Annotated in this window: 16 protein-coding genes; 11 read left to right on the top strand and 5 right to left on the bottom strand. The window is 62.5% G+C overall.

Annotated elements, in window-relative coordinates:
• Positions 1-171 precede the first annotated feature (171 nt).
• Complete coding sequence (locus C4J89_RS11545; RefSeq protein WP_124414449.1) at positions 172-2298, top strand: TonB-dependent siderophore receptor; 2127 nt, start codon at positions 172-174, stop codon at positions 2296-2298.
• 135 nt (positions 2299-2433) lie between these two features.
• Here C4J89_RS11545 and C4J89_RS11550 read toward each other — a convergent pair whose 3' ends face one another.
• Together C4J89_RS11550 and C4J89_RS11555 are read right to left on the bottom strand one after the other, a co-directional pair.
• A complete protein-coding gene (locus C4J89_RS11550) occupies positions 2434-3156 on the bottom strand; it encodes a FadR/GntR family transcriptional regulator (RefSeq protein ID WP_124362468.1) in 723 nt (240 codons plus the stop codon).
• 48 nt (positions 3157-3204) lie between these two features.
• Complete coding sequence (locus tag C4J89_RS11555) at positions 3205-4941, bottom strand: IlvD/Edd family dehydratase (RefSeq protein WP_124362469.1); 1737 nt, start codon at positions 4939-4941, stop codon at positions 3205-3207.
• A gap of 192 nt (positions 4942-5133) precedes the next feature.
• On the opposite strand from C4J89_RS11555, the gene C4J89_RS11560 reads away from it, so the two are divergent.
• From C4J89_RS11560 to araH, 7 genes are read left to right on the top strand one after another with little or no spacing between them, the layout of a single operon-like run.
• Positions 5134-6456, top strand: a complete 1323-nt coding sequence (locus C4J89_RS11560) for an MFS transporter (protein ID WP_124414450.1) — start codon at positions 5134-5136, stop codon at positions 6454-6456.
• A gap of 15 nt (positions 6457-6471) precedes the next feature.
• Entirely contained in the window at positions 6472-7461 is a 990-nt protein-coding gene (gene araD1 / locus C4J89_RS11565; RefSeq protein ID WP_124414451.1) for an AraD1 family protein, read from the top strand.
• A gap of 11 nt (positions 7462-7472) precedes the next feature.
• Positions 7473-9053 carry an aldehyde dehydrogenase (NADP(+)) gene (locus tag C4J89_RS11570; protein WP_124414452.1) on the top strand — a complete coding sequence of 527 codons (1581 nt, stop codon included), beginning with the start codon at positions 7473-7475 and terminating at the stop codon, positions 9051-9053.
• Between the two features lie 16 nt (positions 9054-9069).
• Positions 9070-9933 carry an SMP-30/gluconolactonase/LRE family protein gene (locus C4J89_RS11575; RefSeq protein WP_124414453.1) on the top strand — a complete coding sequence of 288 codons (864 nt, stop codon included), beginning with the start codon at positions 9070-9072 and terminating at the stop codon, positions 9931-9933.
• A 44-nt stretch (positions 9934-9977) separates the two neighbouring features.
• Positions 9978-10979, top strand: a complete 1002-nt coding sequence (locus tag C4J89_RS11580; protein WP_124414454.1) for a substrate-binding domain-containing protein — start codon at positions 9978-9980, stop codon at positions 10977-10979.
• The gene (araG, locus tag C4J89_RS11585) at positions 10976-12478 is read left to right on the top strand and encodes an L-arabinose ABC transporter ATP-binding protein AraG (protein WP_124414455.1); all 1503 of its coding nucleotides are present in this window, start codon (positions 10976-10978) and stop codon (positions 12476-12478) included. Before C4J89_RS11580 ends, araG begins: the two co-directional genes overlap by 4 nt.
• Before the next feature lie 9 nt (positions 12479-12487).
• Positions 12488-13456 (top strand): L-arabinose ABC transporter permease AraH, encoded by a 969-nt coding sequence (araH, locus tag C4J89_RS11590; RefSeq protein ID WP_124370421.1) that lies wholly within the window; start codon positions 12488-12490, stop codon positions 13454-13456.
• A gap of 127 nt (positions 13457-13583) precedes the next feature.
• Here araH and C4J89_RS11595 read toward each other — a convergent pair whose 3' ends face one another.
• Positions 13584-14732 (bottom strand): aldose epimerase family protein, encoded by a 1149-nt coding sequence (locus tag C4J89_RS11595; RefSeq protein WP_124362477.1) that lies wholly within the window; start codon positions 14730-14732, stop codon positions 13584-13586.
• Between the two features lie 138 nt (positions 14733-14870).
• Between C4J89_RS11595 and C4J89_RS11600 the strand changes: the two genes are divergently transcribed.
• Entirely contained in the window at positions 14871-15638 is a 768-nt protein-coding gene (locus C4J89_RS11600; protein WP_124362478.1) for an SDR family NAD(P)-dependent oxidoreductase, read from the top strand.
• A 170-nt stretch (positions 15639-15808) separates the two neighbouring features.
• On the opposite strand, the gene C4J89_RS11605 is transcribed toward C4J89_RS11600, so the two are convergent.
• Positions 15809-16798 carry an AraC family transcriptional regulator gene (locus C4J89_RS11605; protein WP_372238975.1) on the bottom strand — a complete coding sequence of 330 codons (990 nt, stop codon included), beginning with the start codon at positions 16796-16798 and terminating at the stop codon, positions 15809-15811.
• Positions 16799-16860: 62 nt separating this feature from the next.
• Here C4J89_RS11605 and C4J89_RS11610 point away from each other — a divergent pair, with 62 nt between their 5' ends.
• Both C4J89_RS11610 and yghU read left to right on the top strand, forming a co-directional pair.
• Positions 16861-18087 carry an MFS transporter gene (locus tag C4J89_RS11610; protein WP_124414457.1) on the top strand — a complete coding sequence of 409 codons (1227 nt, stop codon included), beginning with the start codon at positions 16861-16863 and terminating at the stop codon, positions 18085-18087.
• A gap of 46 nt (positions 18088-18133) precedes the next feature.
• A complete protein-coding gene (gene yghU, locus C4J89_RS11615) occupies positions 18134-18961 on the top strand; it encodes a glutathione-dependent disulfide-bond oxidoreductase (RefSeq protein WP_124414458.1) in 828 nt (275 codons plus the stop codon).
• Positions 18962-19013: 52 nt separating this feature from the next.
• On the opposite strand, the gene C4J89_RS11620 is transcribed toward yghU, so the two are convergent.
• Positions 19014-19940: a sugar ABC transporter substrate-binding protein gene (locus C4J89_RS11620; protein WP_124362482.1), complete on the bottom strand. Its 927-nt coding sequence runs from the start codon at positions 19938-19940 to the stop codon at positions 19014-19016.
• Between the last annotated feature and the right edge of the window lie 12 nt (positions 19941-19952).

Below are 19952 nucleotides of genomic sequence, written 5' to 3' on the forward strand. Positions count from 1 at the left end.
CCACATTTGGTTTTCATACATCAGGAATACCGAGCTACCTGATACAGAGCTGATACGCGAAAGATAGCAAATGAGAATAGATGTCAAACGCGAATGCGTTGATATATGATGCGCGGCGAATTCTTGGCAGGTTTGCCGCCCCATCTGGCTCATTCACTAGGTTCAACATCCATGCGTCGTACCCTGATTTCCATCTGTGTGCTGCAGGCGTTTTCCCCGTTCAGTTGGGCAGATAGTGCCCCCACCGAAAACACCAGCCTTGAGTTGCAAGCGACCACTGTGACCGGCACGGCGGATTTCGAGACGGCTCAAGGACCGGTCAAGGGCTACCACGCCACGCGATCAGCCAGTGCGACGCGCACCGACACCTCGATTCATGAAACCCCGCAGTCCATCAGCGTGGTGTCCAGGGATGTGGTCGAAGACATCGGCGCAACGCGCCTGCAGGATGCCCTTGACTATGCCGGCGGGGTTGGCCGCGCCAACAACTTCGGTGGCCAGGGCCTGACCACCTTCACCGTGCGGGGCTTTACCACCGGTGAGTTCTACCGCAACGGTTTCCCGATCAATCGCGGTTACCCGAACATGCCGGATGCCAATACCATCGAGCGCCTCGAGGTGTTGCGCGGCCCGGCGACCATGCTCTACGGCCGTGGCGACCCCGGTGGCACGTTCAACGTGGTGTCCAAGCAGCCGCTGGCCGAACGCAGCGTCACCCTGGGCAGCCAAGTCAATGACCAAGGCATGAAGCGCGGCACCCTGGATGCCTCCGGCCCGCTGGACGAAGCAGGCCGCCTGGCATATCGCCTGAATGTGGTGGGCGAGGGCGGTGACACCTTCCGCGATCACGTCGAGACCGAACGCTACGGCGTGACACCGGTGCTCACCTGGCAGGCCAGCGATGACACCAAGGTGATCTTCGAAGGCGACTTCATGCGTAACAATGCCCCCTTGGACCGTGGCCTGACGCGTTATCCGAATCAGCGAGGCACGCCGTCGCGCGAGACGTTCTGGGGCGACAAGGACGTGGGCAAGCTGCACAACGACAACAACATGGCGCAGTTGCGTTTCGAGCATGCGCTCAATGACAACTGGACGTTGGGCGGTGGTTTCCAATGGTTGGACGGGACGTTGAAGGGCAACGCAATCGAGGCTAACGGCCTGGGCGCCGATGGCCGTACCCTGGAACGCAATTTTAACTACCGCAAGCTGGAGTGGACCGACAAGGACTATCAGCTCAACCTGACCGGGCATTTCTCCACCGCTGGTTTCGAGCACACCTTGCTGACCGGCATCGAGTACGAAGACTACGACTATAAGTCGATCATCCAGCGCTCCAGCGCCACTGCGGGCACTTACCCGATCGATATCTTCAACCCGGTCTACGGCCAGGCGCGCCCACCGCTGACGCGCACGCCGACCCATGACAAGGAAAACCTCAAGACCTACGCGGCCTTCGTGCAGGACCAGGTGGCCCTGACCGAGCGCTTGAAAGTCCTGGCCGGTGCACGTTTCGAACGGTTTGAACATGACTATGAAAGTTATGTGCCCGGCGTGAACCCCTTTCAGAGCGCAGAAAACGCCGTCACCCCACGTGTGGGTGTGATCTACGACCTCACCGATACCGTCGCGGTGTATGCCGACGCCGCACGTTCGTTCAAGCCGAACACCGGTGCGGCACGCGAAGGCGGTGGCTTCGCGCCAGAAAAGGGCAAGTCCTATGAGATGGGGATCAAGTGGGAAGCCCTGGACCGCCAACTGAGCGTCGATGCTTCGATTTATCAGATCGACAAGAAAAACGTACTGACCACCGACCCGGTGGTCAACACGTTCAGCGTCGCCGCCGGTGAAGTGCGCAGCCGAGGCTTTGACCTCAACGTCGCGGGCAACCTCACGCCTGAGTGGCGCATGATCGGCGGCTATGCCTACGTGGACGCCGAAGTCACCAAGGACAACAGCATCCGCTCCGGCACGCGCTTGTTGAATATTCCGCGCAACAGCTTCAGCCTGCTCAACGTCTATGAGTTCCAGGACGGCGCCCTCAAGGGCCTGGGCCTGGGCGCCGGCGGCAAATACGTCGACCAGCGCGCCGGCCAGACCGCCAATACCGCCTTCTCGATGGACGCCTACACCGTGGTTGATCTGCTGGGCTACTACAAGGTCAACGAACAGGTACGCCTGAACCTGGACGTGAAAAACCTGTTCAATCGCGAGTATGAGGAAGGCGCGTTCGGCAATATCTACGCCTATCCAGGCGCACCGCGCACGGTGCAGGTCGGAATCTCCTACACCCTCTGACGCTGTACACAGTTCCAAATGTGGGAGGGGGCTTGCCCCCGATTGCGGTGTGTCAGTCTCAATATTTTTGACTGATATACCGCTATCGGGGGCAAGCCCCCTCCCACATTTGATCCCATTTATCCCCTGGGCGCGCTACAACGGCGTCAACACATTCATCACCGTATCCAACGCCACCCGTGTGTCATCCAACTGCACCAACGAGGCATGCCGCGCGCCCAGTGCGTCGCGGTTTTTGATCGCGGTGAGGATCGCCTTGTGCCGGGGCAGGCTCAGGCCCTGGATATCCGGGCGGCGGTTGGTGATGTTGATCGACTCGCGCAACGGCAGCGAGAGCATGTTGCACATATAGGCGAGCAGGTCGTTGCGGGTGGCGTCGGCAATGGCGCGGTGAAAGTCCAGGTCGGCCTGCAACAGGTCTTCGTGGGTTTTCGCGGTTTCCATGCCCACGTAGGCTTTTTCGATGGTGGCGATGTCTTCGTCGGTGGCGGTGGTCGCGGCCATGGCGGCGATTTCCGGTTCGAGAATGCGCCGCACGCCGGCCAGGGTGTTGAAAAACTCGCTGTGGGGCGTGGACTGCATCAACCAGGACAGCACGTCCGGGTCGAGCAGGTGCCACTTCAAGCGTGGCCGCACCACGGCGCCCACCCGAGGCTTGGAATACACCAGGCCCTTGGCGCTGAGCACCCGCGTCGCCTCGCGCAACACCGAACGGCTGACCTTGTATTCCTCGCACAGCGTGGCTTCCATGGGCAGTCTTTCTTCCGGTTTGAAGCGTCCGGAAACGATGTGCATGCCCAAGTCCTGAACGATCTGGGCATGCATGCTCTTGCGCGGCTTGGGCGGCTGGTGATCCATAACGACGGGCAGGCTCTGGCTTAAATTCGCCGCATCATAGCATCCCAATTAGTGGGAATGCCGTGGGACTTCGGCGCCACGGCAGCCCACCAGGAAGTCGAAGTCGCAACCCTGGTCGGCCTGCAGCACATGGTCGATGTACAGCTGGCGATAGCCGCCGACGATGAGTTTTTCGGGCGGCGCCAAATCGGCCATGCGCGACGCCAATTCGGCGTCGGGAATGTCCAGGTGCAGGCGCCCGTTGGCGCAGTCGAGTTCGATCCAGTCACCTTCCTGCACGGCCGCCAACGGCCCGCCCGCTGCGGCTTCCGGCGCCACATGCAGCACCACCGTGCCATAGGCGGTACCGCTCATGCGCGCATCGGAAATGCGCACCATGTCGGTCACGCCTTGGGCCAGCAATTTGGCCGGCAGGCCCATGTTGCCGACTTCGGCCATGCCTGGGTAACCCTTGGGCCCGCAGTTTTTCATGACCAGGATCGAGTTGGCGTCCACGTCCAGTTCCGGATCGTTGATGCGCGCCTTGTACATGTCGAAGTTTTCGAACACTACCGCGCGGCCTCGGTGCTGCATCAGCTCGGCACTGGCGGCAGACGGTTTGAGCACCGCACCCAGCGGCGCCAGGTTACCGCGCAGCACGCAGATGCCGCCGTCGGCGCGGATCGGGTTGTCGAGGGTGCGGATCACTTCGTCCTGGCCGTAGATCGGTGAGTCCTTGGTGTTCTCGCCCAAGGTTTTGCCGTTGACGGTCAAGGCATTCGGGTGCGGGATCAGGTTGGCTTCGCCCAGGCGGCGCAGTACGGCGGGCAGGCCGCCGGCGTAGTAGAACTCTTCCATCAGGAAGCGCCCCGAGGGTTGCAGGTCGACGATAGTCGGCATGCCACGCCCGATGCGGGTCCAGTCGTCCAGGTCCAGCTCGACGCCGATGCGCCCGGCGATGGCTTTCAAATGGATCACCGCGTTGGTCGAACCGCCGATGGCCGCGTTCACCCGGATCGCGTTTTCGAAGGCTTCCTTGGTGAGGATCTTTGACAGTTTCAAGTCTTCGCGCACCATCTCTACCGCTCGCATGCCCGACATGTGCGCCAGCACATAACGCCGCGCATCCACTGCCGGAATCGCCGCGTTGTGGGGCAGGGAGGTGCCCAGTGCCTCGGCCATGCAGGCCATGGTCGACGCGGTGCCCATGGTGTTGCAGGTACCCGCCGAACGCGACATGCCGCCTTCGGCCGCGAGGAAATCATCCAGGGTAATGGTGCCGGCCTTGACCTGTTCGCTGAGCTGCCACACCACCGTGCCCGAGCCGATGTCCTGGCCCTTGTGCTTGCCGTTGAGCATCGGCCCGCCGGTGACGACGATGGCCGGCACATCACAACTGGCGGCGCCCATCAACAGGGCCGGGGTGGTTTTGTCGCAGCCGGTGAGCAGCACCACGCCATCGATCGGGTTGCCGCGAATCGCTTCTTCCACGTCCATGCTCGCCAGGTTGCGCGTCAGCATGGCGGTGGGGCGCAGGTTGGATTCGCCGTTGGAGAACACCGGAAATTCTACCGGGAAGCCACCGGCTTCGATCACACCGCGTTTAACGTGCTCGGCGATCTGGCGGAAGTGCGCGTTGCACGGGGTCAGCTCCGACCAGGTGTTGCAGATGCCGATGATCGGCTTGCCATGGAACTGATGGTCGGCAATGCCCTGGTTCTTCATCCAGCTGCGGTACATGAAGCCGTTCTTGTCGGCAGTACCGAACCACTGGGCGGAGCGTAGGCCGGGCTTTTTATCAGACATGATCGATTCTCTTATTGTATGACTATATGTTCTGAGCGTGGTTAAACATAAGCGCAAAATCGAAGCTTTGGAAGAGTTGTTTTGCAAATAGTCCTACTATATAGTCTTTCTCAACTGAGGTATGACCCTGGCGGATTTTCGCGAGAGGCGTCCCCCGAGCTTCTATAAAAACAACAATCGGAGATCGACCCCATGAGCCAGGAACTGCGGCTTATTCGGCGCATCACGCTGAAACTGATTCCCTTCCTGATCCTGCTGTACCTGATTGCCTACGTGGACCGCTCCGCCGTGGGCTTCGCCAAGCTGCACATGGGCGCCGACGTCGGCATCGGCGATGCGGCCTATGGCCTGGGCGCGGGGTTGTTCTTCATTGGCTACTTTCTGTTCGAGATTCCCAGCAACCTGATGCTCGACCGCTTCGGCGCGCGGCGCTGGTTCGCGCGCATCATGATCACCTGGGGCACCATCACCATCGGCATGGCCTTTGTACAAGGGCCGCACAGCTTCTATGTGATGCGCTTTCTGCTCGGCGCGGCCGAGGCCGGGTTCTTTCCGGGCGTGCTGTACTACATCACCCAATGGTTCCCGGTGCGCCATCGCGGCAAGATCCTCGGGCTGTTCATCCTCTCCCAACCAATCGCGATGATGATTACCGGGCCCGTGTCCGGCGGCTTGCTGGGCATGGACGGCACCCTGGGCCTGCACGGCTGGCAGTGGCTGTTCATCGTGATCGGCACCCCGGCGATCCTGCTCACCTGGCCGGTGCTGCGCTACCTGCCGGACGGCCCCAGCCAAGTCAAGTGGATGAGCGAGGAAGAAAAGGCCTGGCTCACCGGTGAGCTCAACAAAGACCTGCAAGCCTACGGCCAGACCCGCCACGGCAACCCGCTGCATGCGCTCAAGGACAAGCGCGTGTTGCTGCTGGCGCTGTTCTACCTGCCGGTGACCTTGAGTATCTACGGCCTGGGCCTGTGGCTGCCGACCTTGATCAAGCAATTTGGCGGCAGTGACCTCACCACCGGTTTCATCTCCGCCGTGCCGTACATTTTCGGCATCATCGGCCTGCTGATCATCCCGCGCAGTTCCGACCGTTTGAATGACCGTTACGGCCACCTCGCCGTGCTCTATGTACTGGGCGCCATCGGCCTGTTCTTCAGCGCCTGGCTCAGTGTGCCGGTGCTGCAAATGGCGGCCCTGTGCCTGGCGGCGTTCGCGATGTTTTCCTGCACTGCAGTGTTCTGGACCTTGCCGGGGCGCTTCTTCGCCGGTGCCAGTGCGGCGGCCGGTATCGCGTTGATCAATTCGGTGGGCAACCTTGGCGGCTACATCGGCCCGTTCGTGATCGGTGCGCTCAAGGAGTACACCGGCAACCTGGCGTCGGGCTTGTACTTTCTATCCGGTGTGATGCTGTTCGGGCTGGTGCTGACCCTGGTGGTCTATCGCCTGCTGGAACGCAAGCATGTGCTGCCCACCGAGCAATTCGCCGCCAGTGCCCGTGGCGCCACACGTACTTAATTCAGGAGAAATGGCATGCGTTTAGTTCAGTTCGAGTTGCCCAACGGCGAACGCCGCGTCGGCGTAGTGGAAGGCACACAGCTGCGCGAAGTTCAGGCGGCGCGCAGCGTGCGTGAATTGGCCCTGGCCGCGATCGAAGCCGGTGTGGGCCTTGAGCAGCAGGTGAACCGCCTTGGCCTGGGCGACAGCCACGACTACGCTGCGTTGCTGGCCGAGCTCAAAGTGCTGCCGCCACTGGACCACCCGGACCCGGCCCATATGCTGATCAGCGGCACCGGCCTGACTCACCTGGGCAGCGCCTCGGCGCGAGACAAAATGCACCAGGCCGGTGACGACACCGCCCTGACCGACACCATGCGCATCTTCAAATGGGGCGTTGAAGGCGGCAAGCCAGCCGCCGGGCAGGCGGGCGTGCAACCGGAGTGGTTCTATAAAGGCGACGGCAGCACCGTGGTGCGCCCCGGCGCAGCGTTCCCGGTACCGCCGTTTGCCGAAGACGCCGGCGAAGAGCCGGAAATCGGTGGCCTCTACGTGATCGGCCCGGACAGCAAGCCCTACCGTGTGGGCTTTGCGGTGGGCAACGAATTCTCCGACCATGTGATGGAACGCAAGAACTACCTGTACCTGGCCCATTCCAAACTGCGCAGTTGCAGCTACGGGCCGGAATTGCGCGTGGGCGAGTTGCCCCAGCACCTGGCAGGCACCAGCCGCATCCTGCGTAACGGCGAAGAAATCTGGCGGAACGAATTCCTCAGCGGCGAGGCCAATATGTGCCACAGCCTGGAAAACCTCGAATACCACCACTTCAAATACCGCCAGTTCCTCAAGCCCGGCGATGTGCACATCCACTTCTTCGGCACTGCCACGCTGTCATTTGCCGACGGTATACGTACCCAGGCCGGCGATGTGTTCGAGATTACCCAGGCTGAATTCGGCGCGCCGCTGGTCAACCGTGTCGGCAGCGACGACGCGGTATTCGCACCCGGCAACGTCATTACCCTTTAAAGGAGAGCCCCATGCCTCAGTTCCTCGGTCACAACTACATCGGCGGCCAGCGCAGTGCCAACGGCAGCACCCAGTTGCAGAGCGTCGACGCCACCACCGGCGAAGCCTTGCCCCAGGCGTTCTACCAGGCCACCCCGCAGGAGGTCGATGCCGCCGCCAAAGCGGCCGCCGCCGCGTACCCGGCTTACCGCGCGTTGAGCGCGTCACGCCGTGCGCAATTTCTTGATGCGATTGCCGACGAGCTGGACGCATTGGGCGATGATTTCGTCGAACTGGTCTGCCGCGAAACCGCCTTGCCGGCGGCGCGTATCAAAGGCGAACGTGGGCGTACCAGCGGCCAGATGCGCCTGTTCGCCACGGTGTTGCGTCGCGGTGATTTCTACGGCGCGCGCATCGACAAAGCGCTGCCGGATCGCCAGCCATTGCCGCGTCCGGACCTGCGCCAATACCGCATCGGCCTGGGCCCGGTCGCGGTGTTCGGCGCCAGCAACTTCCCCCTGGCCTTTTCCACCGCCGGCGGTGATACCGCCGCTGCGCTGGCAGCCGGTTGCCCGGTGGTATTCAAGGCACACAGCGGGCATATGGCGACGGCGGAGCAGGTGGCCGATGCGATCATCCGCGCCGCCCAAGCCACTGAAATGCCGGCGGGCGTGTTCAACATGATCTTCGGCGGCGGCGTTGGCGAAGCGCTGGTCAAGCACCCGGCGATCCAGGCCGTCGGCTTTACCGGCTCGCTCAAGGGCGGCCGTGCCCTGTGCGATATGGCGGCGGCGCGCCCGCAGCCGATCCCGGTGTTTGCCGAGATGTCGAGCATCAACCCGGTCATCGTGCTGCCGCAGGCGCTGCAAGCCCGCGCCGACAGCGTCGCCCGCGACCTGACCGCCTCGGTGGTGCAAGGCTGTGGTCAGTTCTGCACCAACCCTGGCCTGGTGATCGGCATCACGTCCCCAGCGTTCAGCGCGTTCACGCAACAGGTCGCGAAGCTGATCGGCGAGCAACCAGCGCAAACCATGCTTAACGCGGGCACCTTGGGCAGCTACGGCAAGGGCCTGGAAAAGCTCCTGTCTCACCCCGGTATCGAGCACCTGGCGGGCAACGCCCAATCGGGCAACCAGGCCCAGCCGCAGTTGTTCAAGGCCGATGTGCGCCTGTTGATCGACGGCGATGAAGTGCTGCAGGAAGAAGTGTTCGGCCCGACCACGGTGTTCGTCGAAGTCGCCGACCAGGCCCAGCTCAGCGCCGCCTTGCACGGCCTGCACGGGCAGTTGACCGCCACGATCATTGGCGAACCGGCCGACCTGCAACAGTTCGCCGAGCTGACGCCGCTGCTGGAGCAGAAAGTCGGGCGCATCCTGCTCAACGGTTACCCCACCGGTGTGGAAGTCTGCGATTCGATGGTGCACGGCGGGCCGTACCCGGCCACTTCCGATGCCCGTGGCACCTCGGTCGGCACCTTGGCCATCGATCGGTTCCTGCGCCCGGTGTGCTTCCAGAACTACCCTGATAGCCTGCTGCCCGACGCGCTGAAAAACGCTAACCCGTTGCGTATCCAGCGGCTGGTGGATGGCGCGCCGTCTCGAGAATCCCTGTAAGTCATCCGGAGGCTTCATGTCGTTGAGCGCAGTCACCCCGCACCGTGCCCGGTTGGGCGAAGGGCCGTTCTGGGATGCTCCGTCCCAGGCCCTGTATTGGGTGGATATCGCCGCCCGCCAGGCCCTGCGCCTGATGGACGGGCAGTTGCGAGTCTGGCAATTACCCGAACACGTCTCGGCGTTCATCCCCTGCGAAAGCGGGGATGCGCTGGTGACCCTGAGCAGCGGTGTGTACCGGCTGGACTTGAACACCGAAGCCCTGTCTTTGCTGTGCGTGGCCGACCCGCAACCGGGTAACCGCGGCAACGAAGCCCGTTGCGATGCCCAGGGCCGACTGTGGCTGGGCACCATGCAGAACAACATCGGCGCCCACGGTGAAGACCTGCCTATCACGCGACGCTCCGGCGGGCTGTTTCGTATCGACGCCGATGCGACGGTTACGCCGCTGCTGAGCGGGCTGGGCATTCCCAACACGCTGTTATGGAGCGACGACGGCGGCCATGTGCATTTCGGCGACAGCCTGGATGGCACGCTGTACCGGCATGCCATTCAGCCTGACGGCCAGCTCGACGCCGCCCGGACGTGGTTCGCTGCCCACGAACGCGGCGGGCCGGACGGCTCGGCCATGGACAGTGAGGGCTACATCTGGAATGCGCGCTGGGACGGCAGTTGCCTGCTACGCCTGACGCCTGAAGGGCAGGTGGACCGCGTCGTCGAACTGCCCGTCAGCCGTCCCACCAGCTGCGTGTTTGGTGGGCCTGACCTGACCACCCTATATATCACCAGCGCCGCCAGCCCCTTGGATCACCCATTGGACGGTGCGGTACTGAGCCTGCAAGTGGAGGTGCCAGGCAAGCCCTGTCACCGCTTCGCCGGATAAACCGAAAAACGAATATTCAAAAACAACAACAAGGAGTCACCCGTATGAATCGTCGTCGTGGTTTGCGTTCCCTGTGCTGCGCCGCTGTGGCGGTCTCGGCCATGAGCTTGAGCGGCCTGCTGCTGGCTGAAGAAGTGAAGATCGGCTTTCTGGTCAAGCAGGCCGAAGAGCCTTGGTTCCAGACCGAATGGGCCTTCGCCGAAAAAGCCGGCAAGGAGCACGGTTTCACTGTGATCAAGATCGCCGTGCCCGACGGTGAGAAAACCCTTTCGGCCATCGACAGCCTGGCCGCCAACGGCGCCAAGGGTTTCGTGATCTGCCCGCCGGATGTGTCCCTGGGCCCGGCGATTGTCGCCAAGGCCAAGGCCAACGGCCTGAAAGTGATCGCGGTGGATGACCGTTTCGTCGATGCCAAGGGCAACTTCATGGAGGATGTGCCGTACCTGGGCATGGCCGCGTTTGAAGTGGGCCAGAAGCAGGGCGCCGCCATGGCCGCCGAAGCGAAAAAACGCGGTTGGGACTGGAAGGACACCTATGCGGTGATCAACACGTTCAACGAACTCGACACCGGCAAGAAACGCACCGACGGCTCGATCAAATCCCTGGAAGAAGCCGGCATTCCCAAGGACCATATCCTGACCGCCGCGCTGAAAACCCTCGACGTCCCAGGCAGCATGGACGCCACCAACTCGGCGCTGGTCAAGCTGCCCAGCGGCGCGAAAAACCTGATCATCGGCGGCATGAACGACAACACCGTGCTGGGTGGCGTGCGTGCTACCGAAAGCGCCGGTTTCGCGGCGGCTAATGTGATCGGCATCGGCATCAATGGCACCGACGCCATCGGTGAATTGAAGAAAGCCAACAGCGGCTTCTTCGGCTCGATGCTGCCCAGCCCGCATATCGAGGGCTACAACACCGCGCTGATGATGTACGAGTGGGTCACCAAAGGCACTGAACCGCCGAAGTACACCGCCATGGACGAAGTGACCCTGATCACCCGCGAGAACTTCCAGGCGGAACTGACCAAGATCGGGCTGTGGAAATGACCGCTGCGACCCTGCGTTTTGACGGTATCGGCAAAACTTTCCCTGGGGTCAAGGCGCTCGACGGCATCAGCTTCACCGCCCTCCCAGGGCAAGTGCACGCCCTGATGGGCGAGAACGGTGCGGGTAAATCGACGCTGCTGAAGATCCTCGGCGGCGCCTATATTCCCAGCACCGGCACGGTGCAGATCGGCGAGCAAGTCATGGCCTTCAAATGCGCCGCCGACAGCATTGCCAGCGGCGTCGCGGTGATCCACCAGGAATTGCACCTGGTGCCGGAGATGACGGTTGCCGAGAACCTGTTCCTCGGGCATTTACCGTCGCGTTTTGGCGTGGTCAATCGCAGCGTGCTGCGCCAGCAGGCGCTGGCGTGCCTGAAGGGCCTGGCTGATGAAATCGACCCCCAGGAAAAGCTCGGGCGCCTGTCCCTGGGACAGCGCCAACTGGTGGAAATCGCCAAGGCGCTGTCCCGTGGCGCCCATGTGATCGCCTTCGATGAGCCGACCAGCAGCCTCTCGGCGCGGGAGATCGATCGCTTGATGGCGATCATCACGCGCCTGCGCGATGAGGGCAAAGTGGTGTTGTACGTGTCCCACCGCATGGAGGAGGTGTTCCGTATCTGCAACGCGGTGACGGTGTTCAAGGACGGCCGCTTCGTGCGCACCTTCGATGACATGAGCGCGCTGAACCACGACCAGTTGGTGACCTGCATGGTCGGCCGCGATATCCAGGACATCTACGACTATCGCCCGCGAGAGCACGGCGAAGTCGCCCTGAAGGTCAACGGCCTGCTCGGTCCCGGCTTGCGCGAACCGATCAGTTTTGAGGTGCGCAAAGGCGAAATCCTCGGCCTGTTCGGGCTGGTGGGGGCAGGGCGCACGGAACTGTTCCGACTGCTCAGCGGCCTGGAGCGTGCCAGTGCCGGCAGCCTGGAGTTGTGCGGTGAGCCGCTGCAATTGCGCTCACCTCGCGATGCCATCGCCGCCGGGGTGCTGCTGTGCCCCGAGGACCGCAAGAAGGAAGGCATCATTCCGCTGTCCAGCGTCGCCGAAAACATCAACATCAGTGCCCGTGGCGCGCATTCCGCGTTCGGCTGGCTGTTGCGCGATGGCTGGGAGAAAGGCAACGCCGACCACCAGATCAAGGCGATGAAGGTCAAGACCCCGAACGCGGCGCAGAAAATCATGTACCTGTCCGGTGGCAACCAACAGAAAGCCATCCTCGGCCGCTGGCTGTCGATGCCGATGAAAGTGCTGCTGCTGGACGAACCGACCCGTGGCATCGATATCGGCGCCAAGGCCGAGATCTACCAGATCATCCATAACCTCGCGGCGCAGGGCATCGCGGTGATCGTGGTGTCCAGCGACCTGATGGAAGTCATGGGCATTTCCGACCGCATCCTGGTGCTGTGCGAAGGCGCCTTGCGCGGTGAACAACTGCGCGCACACGCGACTGAATCCAACCTGCTGCAGCTGGCCTTGCCGCGCGGCCTGGCGAACTGAGAGACGACCATGACCACTCAAAACAACGCGCTGCCCTCGGCACGCAAACCCCTCGACCTGCGCGCCTTGCTCGACAACTGGGCGATGCTGCTGGCGGCGGTGGGCATTTTTGTCCTGTGTGCCTTGCTGATCGATAACTTCCTCTCGCCGTTGAACATGCGCGGGCTGGGCCTGGCGATTTCCACGGTAGGCATTGCGGCGTGCACCATGCTGTTCTGCCTGGCCTCCGGGCATTTCGACTTGTCGGTGGGTTCGGTGATTGCCTGCGCCGGCGTGGTGGCGGCGATTGTGATGCGCGACACCGACAGTGTGATGCTCGGCATCGGCGCGGCGCTGCTGATGGGCCTGATGGTGGGGTTGATCAACGGGATCGTGATCGCCAAGCTGCGGGTCAACGCGTTGATTACCACCCTGGCAACCATGCAGATCGTGCGCGGCCTGGCCTATATCTTCGCCGACGGCAAAGCGGTGGGCGTGTCCCAGGATCAGTTCTTCGTGTTCGGCAACGGCCAGTTGTTCGGCGTGCCGGTGCCGATCCTGATCACCATCGTGTGCTTCCTGTTCTTTGGCTGGTTGCTCAACTACACCACCTACGGGCGCAACACCATGGCCATCGGCGGCAACCCGGAAGCGGCGTTGCTGGCGGGGGTCAATGTGGATCGCACCAAGATCCTGATCTTCGCCGTGCACGGCTTGATCGGCGCGTTGGCCGGGGTGATCCTGGCCTCGCGCATGACCTCCGGCCAACCGATGATCGGCCAGGGCTTCGAGCTGACGGTGATTTCCGCCTGTGTGCTGGGCGGTGTGTCGTTGAGTGGCGGTATCGGCATGATCCGCCATGTGATCGCCGGGGTATTGATCCTGGCGATTATCGAAAATGCGATGAACCTGAAGAACATCGATACCTTCTACCAGTACGTGATTCGCGGCTCGATCCTGCTGTTGGCCGTCGTCATCGACCGCATGAAACAACGCTGAACTTGATCGTTCCCACGCTCTGCGTGGGAATGCACCCCGGGACGCTCTGCGTCCACTTCTGAATCGGGACGCGGAGCGTCCCAGGTGGCATTCCCACGCGGAGCGTGGGAACGATCAATGTAGGGTTTTAGTTGGCGGTGAACTTGAAGATGGTGTTCTGGGTGTAGGTCTGCCCAGGGTTCAAGCGGGTCGAGGCAAACTTGGGCTGGTTAGGCGCATCCGGAAAGTGCTGGGTCTCCAAGGTAAACCCACTCCAATGCTGGTAGGTCTTGCCAGCCTTGCCCTTCACCGAACCATCCAGGAAGTTACTGGTGTAGAACTGCACGCCCGGTTCGCTGGTATAGAGCTGCAAACGCCGCCCCGACTCAGGATCATGCACCTCGGCCGCCAGTTGCTTCACGTCGCCTTTGGTGTCCAGTGCCCAGTTGAAGTCGAACCCACCCTGTTTCGGTTCGGCGAACTTGAGCTGCGGATGATCCTCCTTGATGTGCTGGCCGATGGCGGTAGGCTTGAGGAAATCCATCGGCGTGCCCTTGACCGGCGCCAGTTCGCCGGTGGGAATCAGGGTGGCGTTCACCGGTGTGTAATGGCTGGCGTGCAAGGTGGCGACCTGCTTGAGAATATCGCCATTACCCGCGCCAGCCAGGTTGAAGTAGCTGTGGTTGGTGAGGTTGAGCACGGTCGGTTTGTCAGTGGTGGCCTTGTAGTCGATGTGCAGTTCGTTCTTGTCGTTGAGGCGATAAGTGACTTCGGTTTTCAGGTTGCCGGGGAAACCCATTTCACCGTCCTTGGACAGGTAGGTGAGGGTGACCCCGACCGAGTCCTTGTCCTTGACCGGCTTGGCTTGCCACACCTGCTTGTCGAAGCCCTGGGCGCCGCCATGCAGCGAGTTGGGGCCGTCGTTGAGCGGCACCTGGTAGCGTTTGCCGTCGAGTTCGAACGCACCGCCGGCCAGGCGATTGCCGAAGCGGCCGATGGTCGCGCCGAAAAATGCGGTACCGCCTTGATAGCCTTGTACGTCGTCAAAGCCCAGCACCACGTCGTCGACCTTGCCGTGTTTGTCCGGCACCTTCAGCGATTGCAGCACACCGCCGTAGGTAATCACCGTGGCTTGCATGCCATGGCTATTGCGCAACACGTATTGTTCGACGGCGGTGCCGTCGTTGGTTTTGCCGAAGGGTTTGTGTTCGCTGGTCAGGCCTGCGGCCTGGGCGCCGCCGCTGGCGATCAACATGGACATCGCCAGGCCGGACAGCAGGTATCGAGGGTGCTTCATGGTCGAACTTCCTTTTGTTGTTTTTGGATTGAATAGTTCTACTAATGTGCGATATTTCATGATTGAGACAGCGAATTTATAGCCTTTAACGCCGATTTCGTAAAATAAAATAAGACTAATTGATCGAGGCATCACGTTATGAGTACTCAGCAGGCCCTGTATCCCGACCTCAAGGGCAAGACCGTATTGATCTCCGGCGGGGCTTCCGGGATTGGCGAGTTCATGGTGCGGGCGTTCGCCGCCCAGGGCGCCAAGGTGGCGTTCGTGGACCGCGCCCAAAGCCAGGGCGAACGCCTGGCTGCGCTGTTGAACTCCAACGGGCATAGCGTTGAGTTCGAATGCTGCGATATCACCGACGAGATCGGCTATCGCGCGGCGATCGGGCGCTTCGAACATTCCCTCGGCCCGATCACGGTGCTGGTCAACAACGCGGCGAACGACGTACGCCATACCCTGGAAGAAATCGACTCGGAAATGTTCGACCGGCTGATTGCGGTCAACCTCAAGCACGCCTTCTTTGCCGCCAAGGCCGTGGTACCAATGATGAAACAGGCCGGTGGCGGCTCGATCATCAACCTGGGCTCGGTCGGCTGGATGATGGCCTCCGCCGGCTACCCGGTGTACGCCGCCAGCAAGGCCGCCGCCCACGGCATGACCCGTGGCCTGGCGCGGGAGTTAGGCCCCCACCACATCCGCGTCAATACCCTGGTGCCAGGCTGGGTGATGACGGAAAAACAACTGGCCATGTGGGTGGACGATGCGGCCCGTGAGCTGATCGCCCGCAGCCAGTGCCTGCCGGGCAGCGTGATGCCCGAGCATATCGCCAATATGGCGCTGTTTTTGGCTTCCGATGCCTCGGCGATGTGTTCGGCGCAGAACTTTATCGTGGATGGCGGTTGGGTCTAGGCCAGGCGCCACTGTTCAACTGTGGGAGGGGGCTTGCTCCCGATAGCGGTGGGTCAGTCAAGGATGCATTGACTGACATGCCCTCATCGGGAGCAAGCCCCCTCCCACATTTGAACAGTGGTGTTTATTCGATCGGGTCAGGCTTTGAAGGCCGCGTGCCGCGCGAGGCTTCATGCCGAACGCCTGGCAGCCCCCGGCGGCTGCCCGGTGATGCGTTTGAAGGCACGGCTGAATGCCGCCTGGGAGGTGTAGCCCAGGCGTTGCGCCACCGTTTCGATGGGCATGCGTTCCAGGGTCAGCCATTGGCTGGCCAGGCGCATGCGCAGTTCCGTGGCATAGCGCAGTGGCGGTATGCCGAGGACGGCCTGGAAGCGGTCAGCGAACACCGAGCGCGAGGTATGACACTGGGCGGCCAGCTCCGCCACGCTCCAGTCGTGGCCCGGCTGCTGGTGCAAGGCGAGCAGGGCGCTGGCCAGGCGCGGGTCGCGCAACGCGGCCACCAGGCCCGAGGCGTTGCCACAGGCGCACTCGACCCAGCCGCGTACGATCATCGCCGCCACGACATCGGCGAGGCGCGCAAGAATACCGGCAAAGCCTACGCGCGCCGTGGACATTTCGCGTTCCATTACCGCCAGGATCGGCATCAGTCCCGGGTAACGCTGGCCGCCGGCATCGATCAGCATCAGGGCCGGCATCAGGTTGCCGAGCCCCTGGAGGCTGCCGAGCTCAAACTCCATGCACGCACTGAACAACACCAGGCTGGGGACGGTATCGGGTGATGCATCCACGGCGCATACGGTATCTCCCAACGGTGCGCTGTCGAAATGGTCGATGTCCTGCACGACGGCATCCGCTGCGGATAACAGCGCGTGCGCGCCGCCGTGGGAGATGAACACCGCATTGCCGGCCGACAGCGCGAAAAGGCTGCCGTCCTCGGTGCGCAGCGTGGCGCGGCCGGCCGCGATAAAGTGGAAATAGGCGTGGCCCGGCCGGGCGCCAAAGCCCATGCCGAATGTGGGCCCGGCCTGGATGCGCCGGTACTGCACACCGCGCAGGCGCATGCCGCGCAGCAACTCGTTGATCAGCTCTGAAGAAGCGGTGAATGCGTCCACTGAAGTCATGCCCGGGGTTTCGGTTAAAAACTCAAGGCTTTGTATCATAGATCATCCTGGCCGGCCTACCTAGACTGAGCGCCTCGCTAATGACTTGAGGAAGACCTGCGATGACTGATTGTGCAGCCCATGCGCCTGCGGGCGTTGTAACAGAACCGGCCTGGCTGGCGGTATTTTCCCTGGCGATGGGGGTATTCGGCTTGCTCACGGCGGAGTACCTGCCGGCCAGCCTGTTGACACCGATGGCCCTGGACCTGGGCGTTACAGAGGCGCTGGCCGGGCAAGCCGTCACGGTGACGGCGGTGGTAGCGCTGTTTGCCGGTCTGCTGGTGCCGGGGCTGACCCGTGGTATCGACCGGCGCGTCGTGCTGCTGGGGTTTTCCACGCTGATGATCGCCTCCAACCTGCTGGTGGCATTGTCCTCCAGCCTGACGGTGCTGTTGTTGATGCGCATCCTGCTGGGCATCGCCCTCGGCGGGTTCTGGAGCATGGCGGCTGCAGTGGCGATGCGCCTGGTGCCGGCGGCGTCCTTGCCCCGTGCGCTGTCGATCATTTTCAGCGGGATCGCGCTGGGCACCGTGGTCGCCGTGCCGCTGGGCAGCTATTTGGGTGGCCTGTACGGCTGGCGCAGTGCGTTTATTGCGGCGGCCGCCGTCGGCCTGCTGACCCTGGCGTTCCAGGCATTCACGCTGCCGCGCATGGCACCCCATGGCACCGCGCGCCTGCGCACCGTGGTGGACGTACTGCAGCGCCCCGGTATCGCCATCGGCATGTTCGGCTGCGTACTGGTGCACACCGCGCATTTCGCGCTGTTCACCTACATCCGGCCGTTCCTGGAAAGCACCACCGGGGTCGACACCGAGGGGCTGGCGCTGATGCTGCTGGGTTTTGGCGTGGCGAATTTCGCCGGCACGCTGCTCGCCGGGTGGCTGCTGGTGCGCCGCCCACGCACAACACTGGTGTTAATGCCGGTGTTGGTGGGAATTGCGGCACTGGCCCTGGTCTGGTTGCCGGCGTCACTGCCGGGCCAGGCGATGCTGCTGGCGCTATGGGGCATGGCATTTGGCGGCGTACCCGTGGCGTGGTCGAACTGGGTCGCGCGTGCGGTGCCGGACCAGGCGGAAAGTGCCGGAGGCATGGTCGTCGCGTCGGTGCAGTCGGCCATCGCGGCGGGCGCTGCCGGTGGCGGGCTGATGTTCAGCTTCAGTGGCATTGGTGGGGTGTTTATCGGTGCGGGTGTGTTGATGTTGCTCGCGGCCTTGCTCATCGCTCTGCGTGTGCAGGTGCCTGGGCAAGACGGGGACACCAGTGTGACGCGCCACGCGTCTTTGGTTTAGTCTTAAACCCTTTGTTGATCGCAAGCGCCCTCTAGGAGCATCGAGCATGGCTGACTACGTACCCCCCAAGGTCTGGACCTGGGACACCGAAAGCGGCGGCACCTTCGCCAGCATCAACCGGCCCATCGCCGGCGCCACCCATGAAAAAGCGCTGCCGGTCGGCAAGCACCCGTTGCAGCTGTATTCCCTGGCCACGCCCAATGGGCAGAAGGTCACGATCCTGCTCGAAGAGCTGCTGGCGCTCGGGCACACCGGTGCCGAATACGACGCCTGGCTGATCAAGATCGGTGACGGCGACCAGTTCGGCAGCGGTTTCGTGGCGGTGAACCCGAACTCGAAGATTCCGGCGCTGATGGATCACAGCGGCGCTGCGCCGATTCGCGTGTTCGAGTCGGGCGCGATCCTGCAGTACCTGGCCGAGAAGTTCGGCGCGTTTTTGCCCACCGAACCTGCCGCCCGTGCCGAATGCCTGTCGTGGCTGTTCTGGCAGATGGGCAGCGCACCGTACTTGGGCGGCGGCTTCGGGCATTTCTACGCGTATGCGCCGAGCAAGATGGAATACCCGATCAATCGTTTCGCCATGGAGGCCAAGCGCCAGTTGGATGTGCTGGACAAGCGCCTGGCGGTGAGCGAGTACATTGCCGGGGACGCCTACACCATCGCCGACATCGCCATCTGGCCCTGGTACGGCGGGTTGGTCAAAGGGCGGTTGTATGGGGCGGCGGAGTTTCTGTCGGTGCATGAATACAAGCACGTCATGCGCTGGGCGGATGCGATTGATGCACGGCCGGCGGTGCAGCGCGGGCGGCGGGTGAATCGGGTGTCCGGTGATGATCAGTTGGCCGAGCGCCATAGTGCGAGCGACTTGGACTGAAAGTGTGGGAGGGAGCAAGCCCCCTCCCACATTTGGATCTTCTTGGCTTCAATTATTTGTAGCGTTGCTCGAACACAGCCACTTGCTCGGGTTTTATGAGTTCGAAGGGCACCCACACCTCCGACTCAATCGGCTCGCCCTTGATCATCCGCACCGCCGCTTGTACCGCTTGAGTCGCCTGGGCTTTGGGGTCCTGGAACACTGAGGCGGTGAGCACGCCGCGCCTGATCGCCGCCAGGCCATCGGGCAGGCCATCGATGCCGACAATCGCCACGTCGCCCTTGGCTTTGCCGGCCTGCTGCAAAGCCATGGCCGCGCCAATCGCCATTTCATCGTTGTTGGCCACAATCGCATCGAACTGTGTGCCCGCCAGCAGCCAGTTGCTGGTCAGGTCCATGGCCTTGCTGCGTTGCCATTCGGCACTTTGCTGCTCGACGATCTTGATCCCGGGAAAGTCCTTGAGCACCTGCTTGGCGCCTTCAGTGCGGTCATGGGTGGCGTTTTGCGCCAGGTCGCCCATGATGATCGCCACGTTGCCCTTGCCGCCGAGTTTTTCCGCGAGGTAGCGCATTTGCAATTGCCCGGCTTCGATGTCGTTGGACGCCACGGTCACGACTCCCTTGGGCAGCGTGCGTTGATCGGGATGGCGGTTGACGTACACCAATGGCTTATTGGCGGCCACGGCGGCGCGGGTCATGTTGGCGGTGGCGGCGGTGTCCACCGGCAGCACGATGACCGCGTCGACGTTCTGGTTGAGAAACCCTTCGACCTGGTTGAGCTGACGCACCACGTCGCCCTGGGCGTCCTCGAACTGGATCTGCACGTCTTGTTGTTTGGCGGCCGTTTCAAGGCCAGTGCGCACGTAGGTCATGAAGTTATCGTCAACCCGCGCGATGCTCACGCCAATGCGGTACGCGGCGAAGGTCCATTGGCTGAACAGCAGCAACAGGGTGGCAACGATCAATGAATAGCGATGCATGAGGTGTTCCTC

The organism is Pseudomonas sp. R4-35-07, from assembly GCF_003852235.1.
Lineage (GTDB): Bacteria > Pseudomonadota > Gammaproteobacteria > Pseudomonadales > Pseudomonadaceae > Aquipseudomonas.

Excerpts from the sequence above, each read along its gene's own strand:
- C4J89_RS11545 (WP_124414449.1), top strand. The coding sequence starts at position 172 with ATGCGTCGTACCCTGATTTCCATCTGTGTGCTGCAGGCGTTTTCCCCG.
- C4J89_RS11550 (WP_124362468.1), bottom strand. The coding sequence starts at position 3,156 with ATGGATCACCAGCCGCCCAAGCCGCGCAAGAGCATGCATGCCCAGATC.
- C4J89_RS11555 (WP_124362469.1), bottom strand. The coding sequence starts at position 4,941 with ATGTCTGATAAAAAGCCCGGCCTACGCTCCGCCCAGTGGTTCGGTACT.
- C4J89_RS11560 (WP_124414450.1), top strand. The coding sequence starts at position 5,134 with ATGAGCCAGGAACTGCGGCTTATTCGGCGCATCACGCTGAAACTGATT.
- araD1 (WP_124414451.1), top strand. The coding sequence starts at position 6,472 with ATGCGTTTAGTTCAGTTCGAGTTGCCCAACGGCGAACGCCGCGTCGGC.
- C4J89_RS11570 (WP_124414452.1), top strand. The coding sequence starts at position 7,473 with ATGCCTCAGTTCCTCGGTCACAACTACATCGGCGGCCAGCGCAGTGCC.
- C4J89_RS11575 (WP_124414453.1), top strand. The coding sequence starts at position 9,070 with ATGTCGTTGAGCGCAGTCACCCCGCACCGTGCCCGGTTGGGCGAAGGG.
- C4J89_RS11580 (WP_124414454.1), top strand. The coding sequence starts at position 9,978 with ATGAATCGTCGTCGTGGTTTGCGTTCCCTGTGCTGCGCCGCTGTGGCG.
- araG (WP_124414455.1), top strand. The coding sequence starts at position 10,976 with ATGACCGCTGCGACCCTGCGTTTTGACGGTATCGGCAAAACTTTCCCT.
- araH (WP_124370421.1), top strand. The coding sequence starts at position 12,488 with ATGACCACTCAAAACAACGCGCTGCCCTCGGCACGCAAACCCCTCGAC.
- C4J89_RS11595 (WP_124362477.1), bottom strand. The coding sequence starts at position 14,732 with ATGAAGCACCCTCGATACCTGCTGTCCGGCCTGGCGATGTCCATGTTG.
- C4J89_RS11600 (WP_124362478.1), top strand. The coding sequence starts at position 14,871 with ATGAGTACTCAGCAGGCCCTGTATCCCGACCTCAAGGGCAAGACCGTA.
- C4J89_RS11605 (WP_372238975.1), bottom strand. The coding sequence starts at position 16,798 with ATGATACAAAGCCTTGAGTTTTTAACCGAAACCCCGGGCATGACTTCA.
- C4J89_RS11610 (WP_124414457.1), top strand. The coding sequence starts at position 16,861 with ATGACTGATTGTGCAGCCCATGCGCCTGCGGGCGTTGTAACAGAACCG.
- yghU (WP_124414458.1), top strand. The coding sequence starts at position 18,134 with ATGGCTGACTACGTACCCCCCAAGGTCTGGACCTGGGACACCGAAAGC.
- C4J89_RS11620 (WP_124362482.1), bottom strand. The coding sequence starts at position 19,940 with ATGCATCGCTATTCATTGATCGTTGCCACCCTGTTGCTGCTGTTCAGC.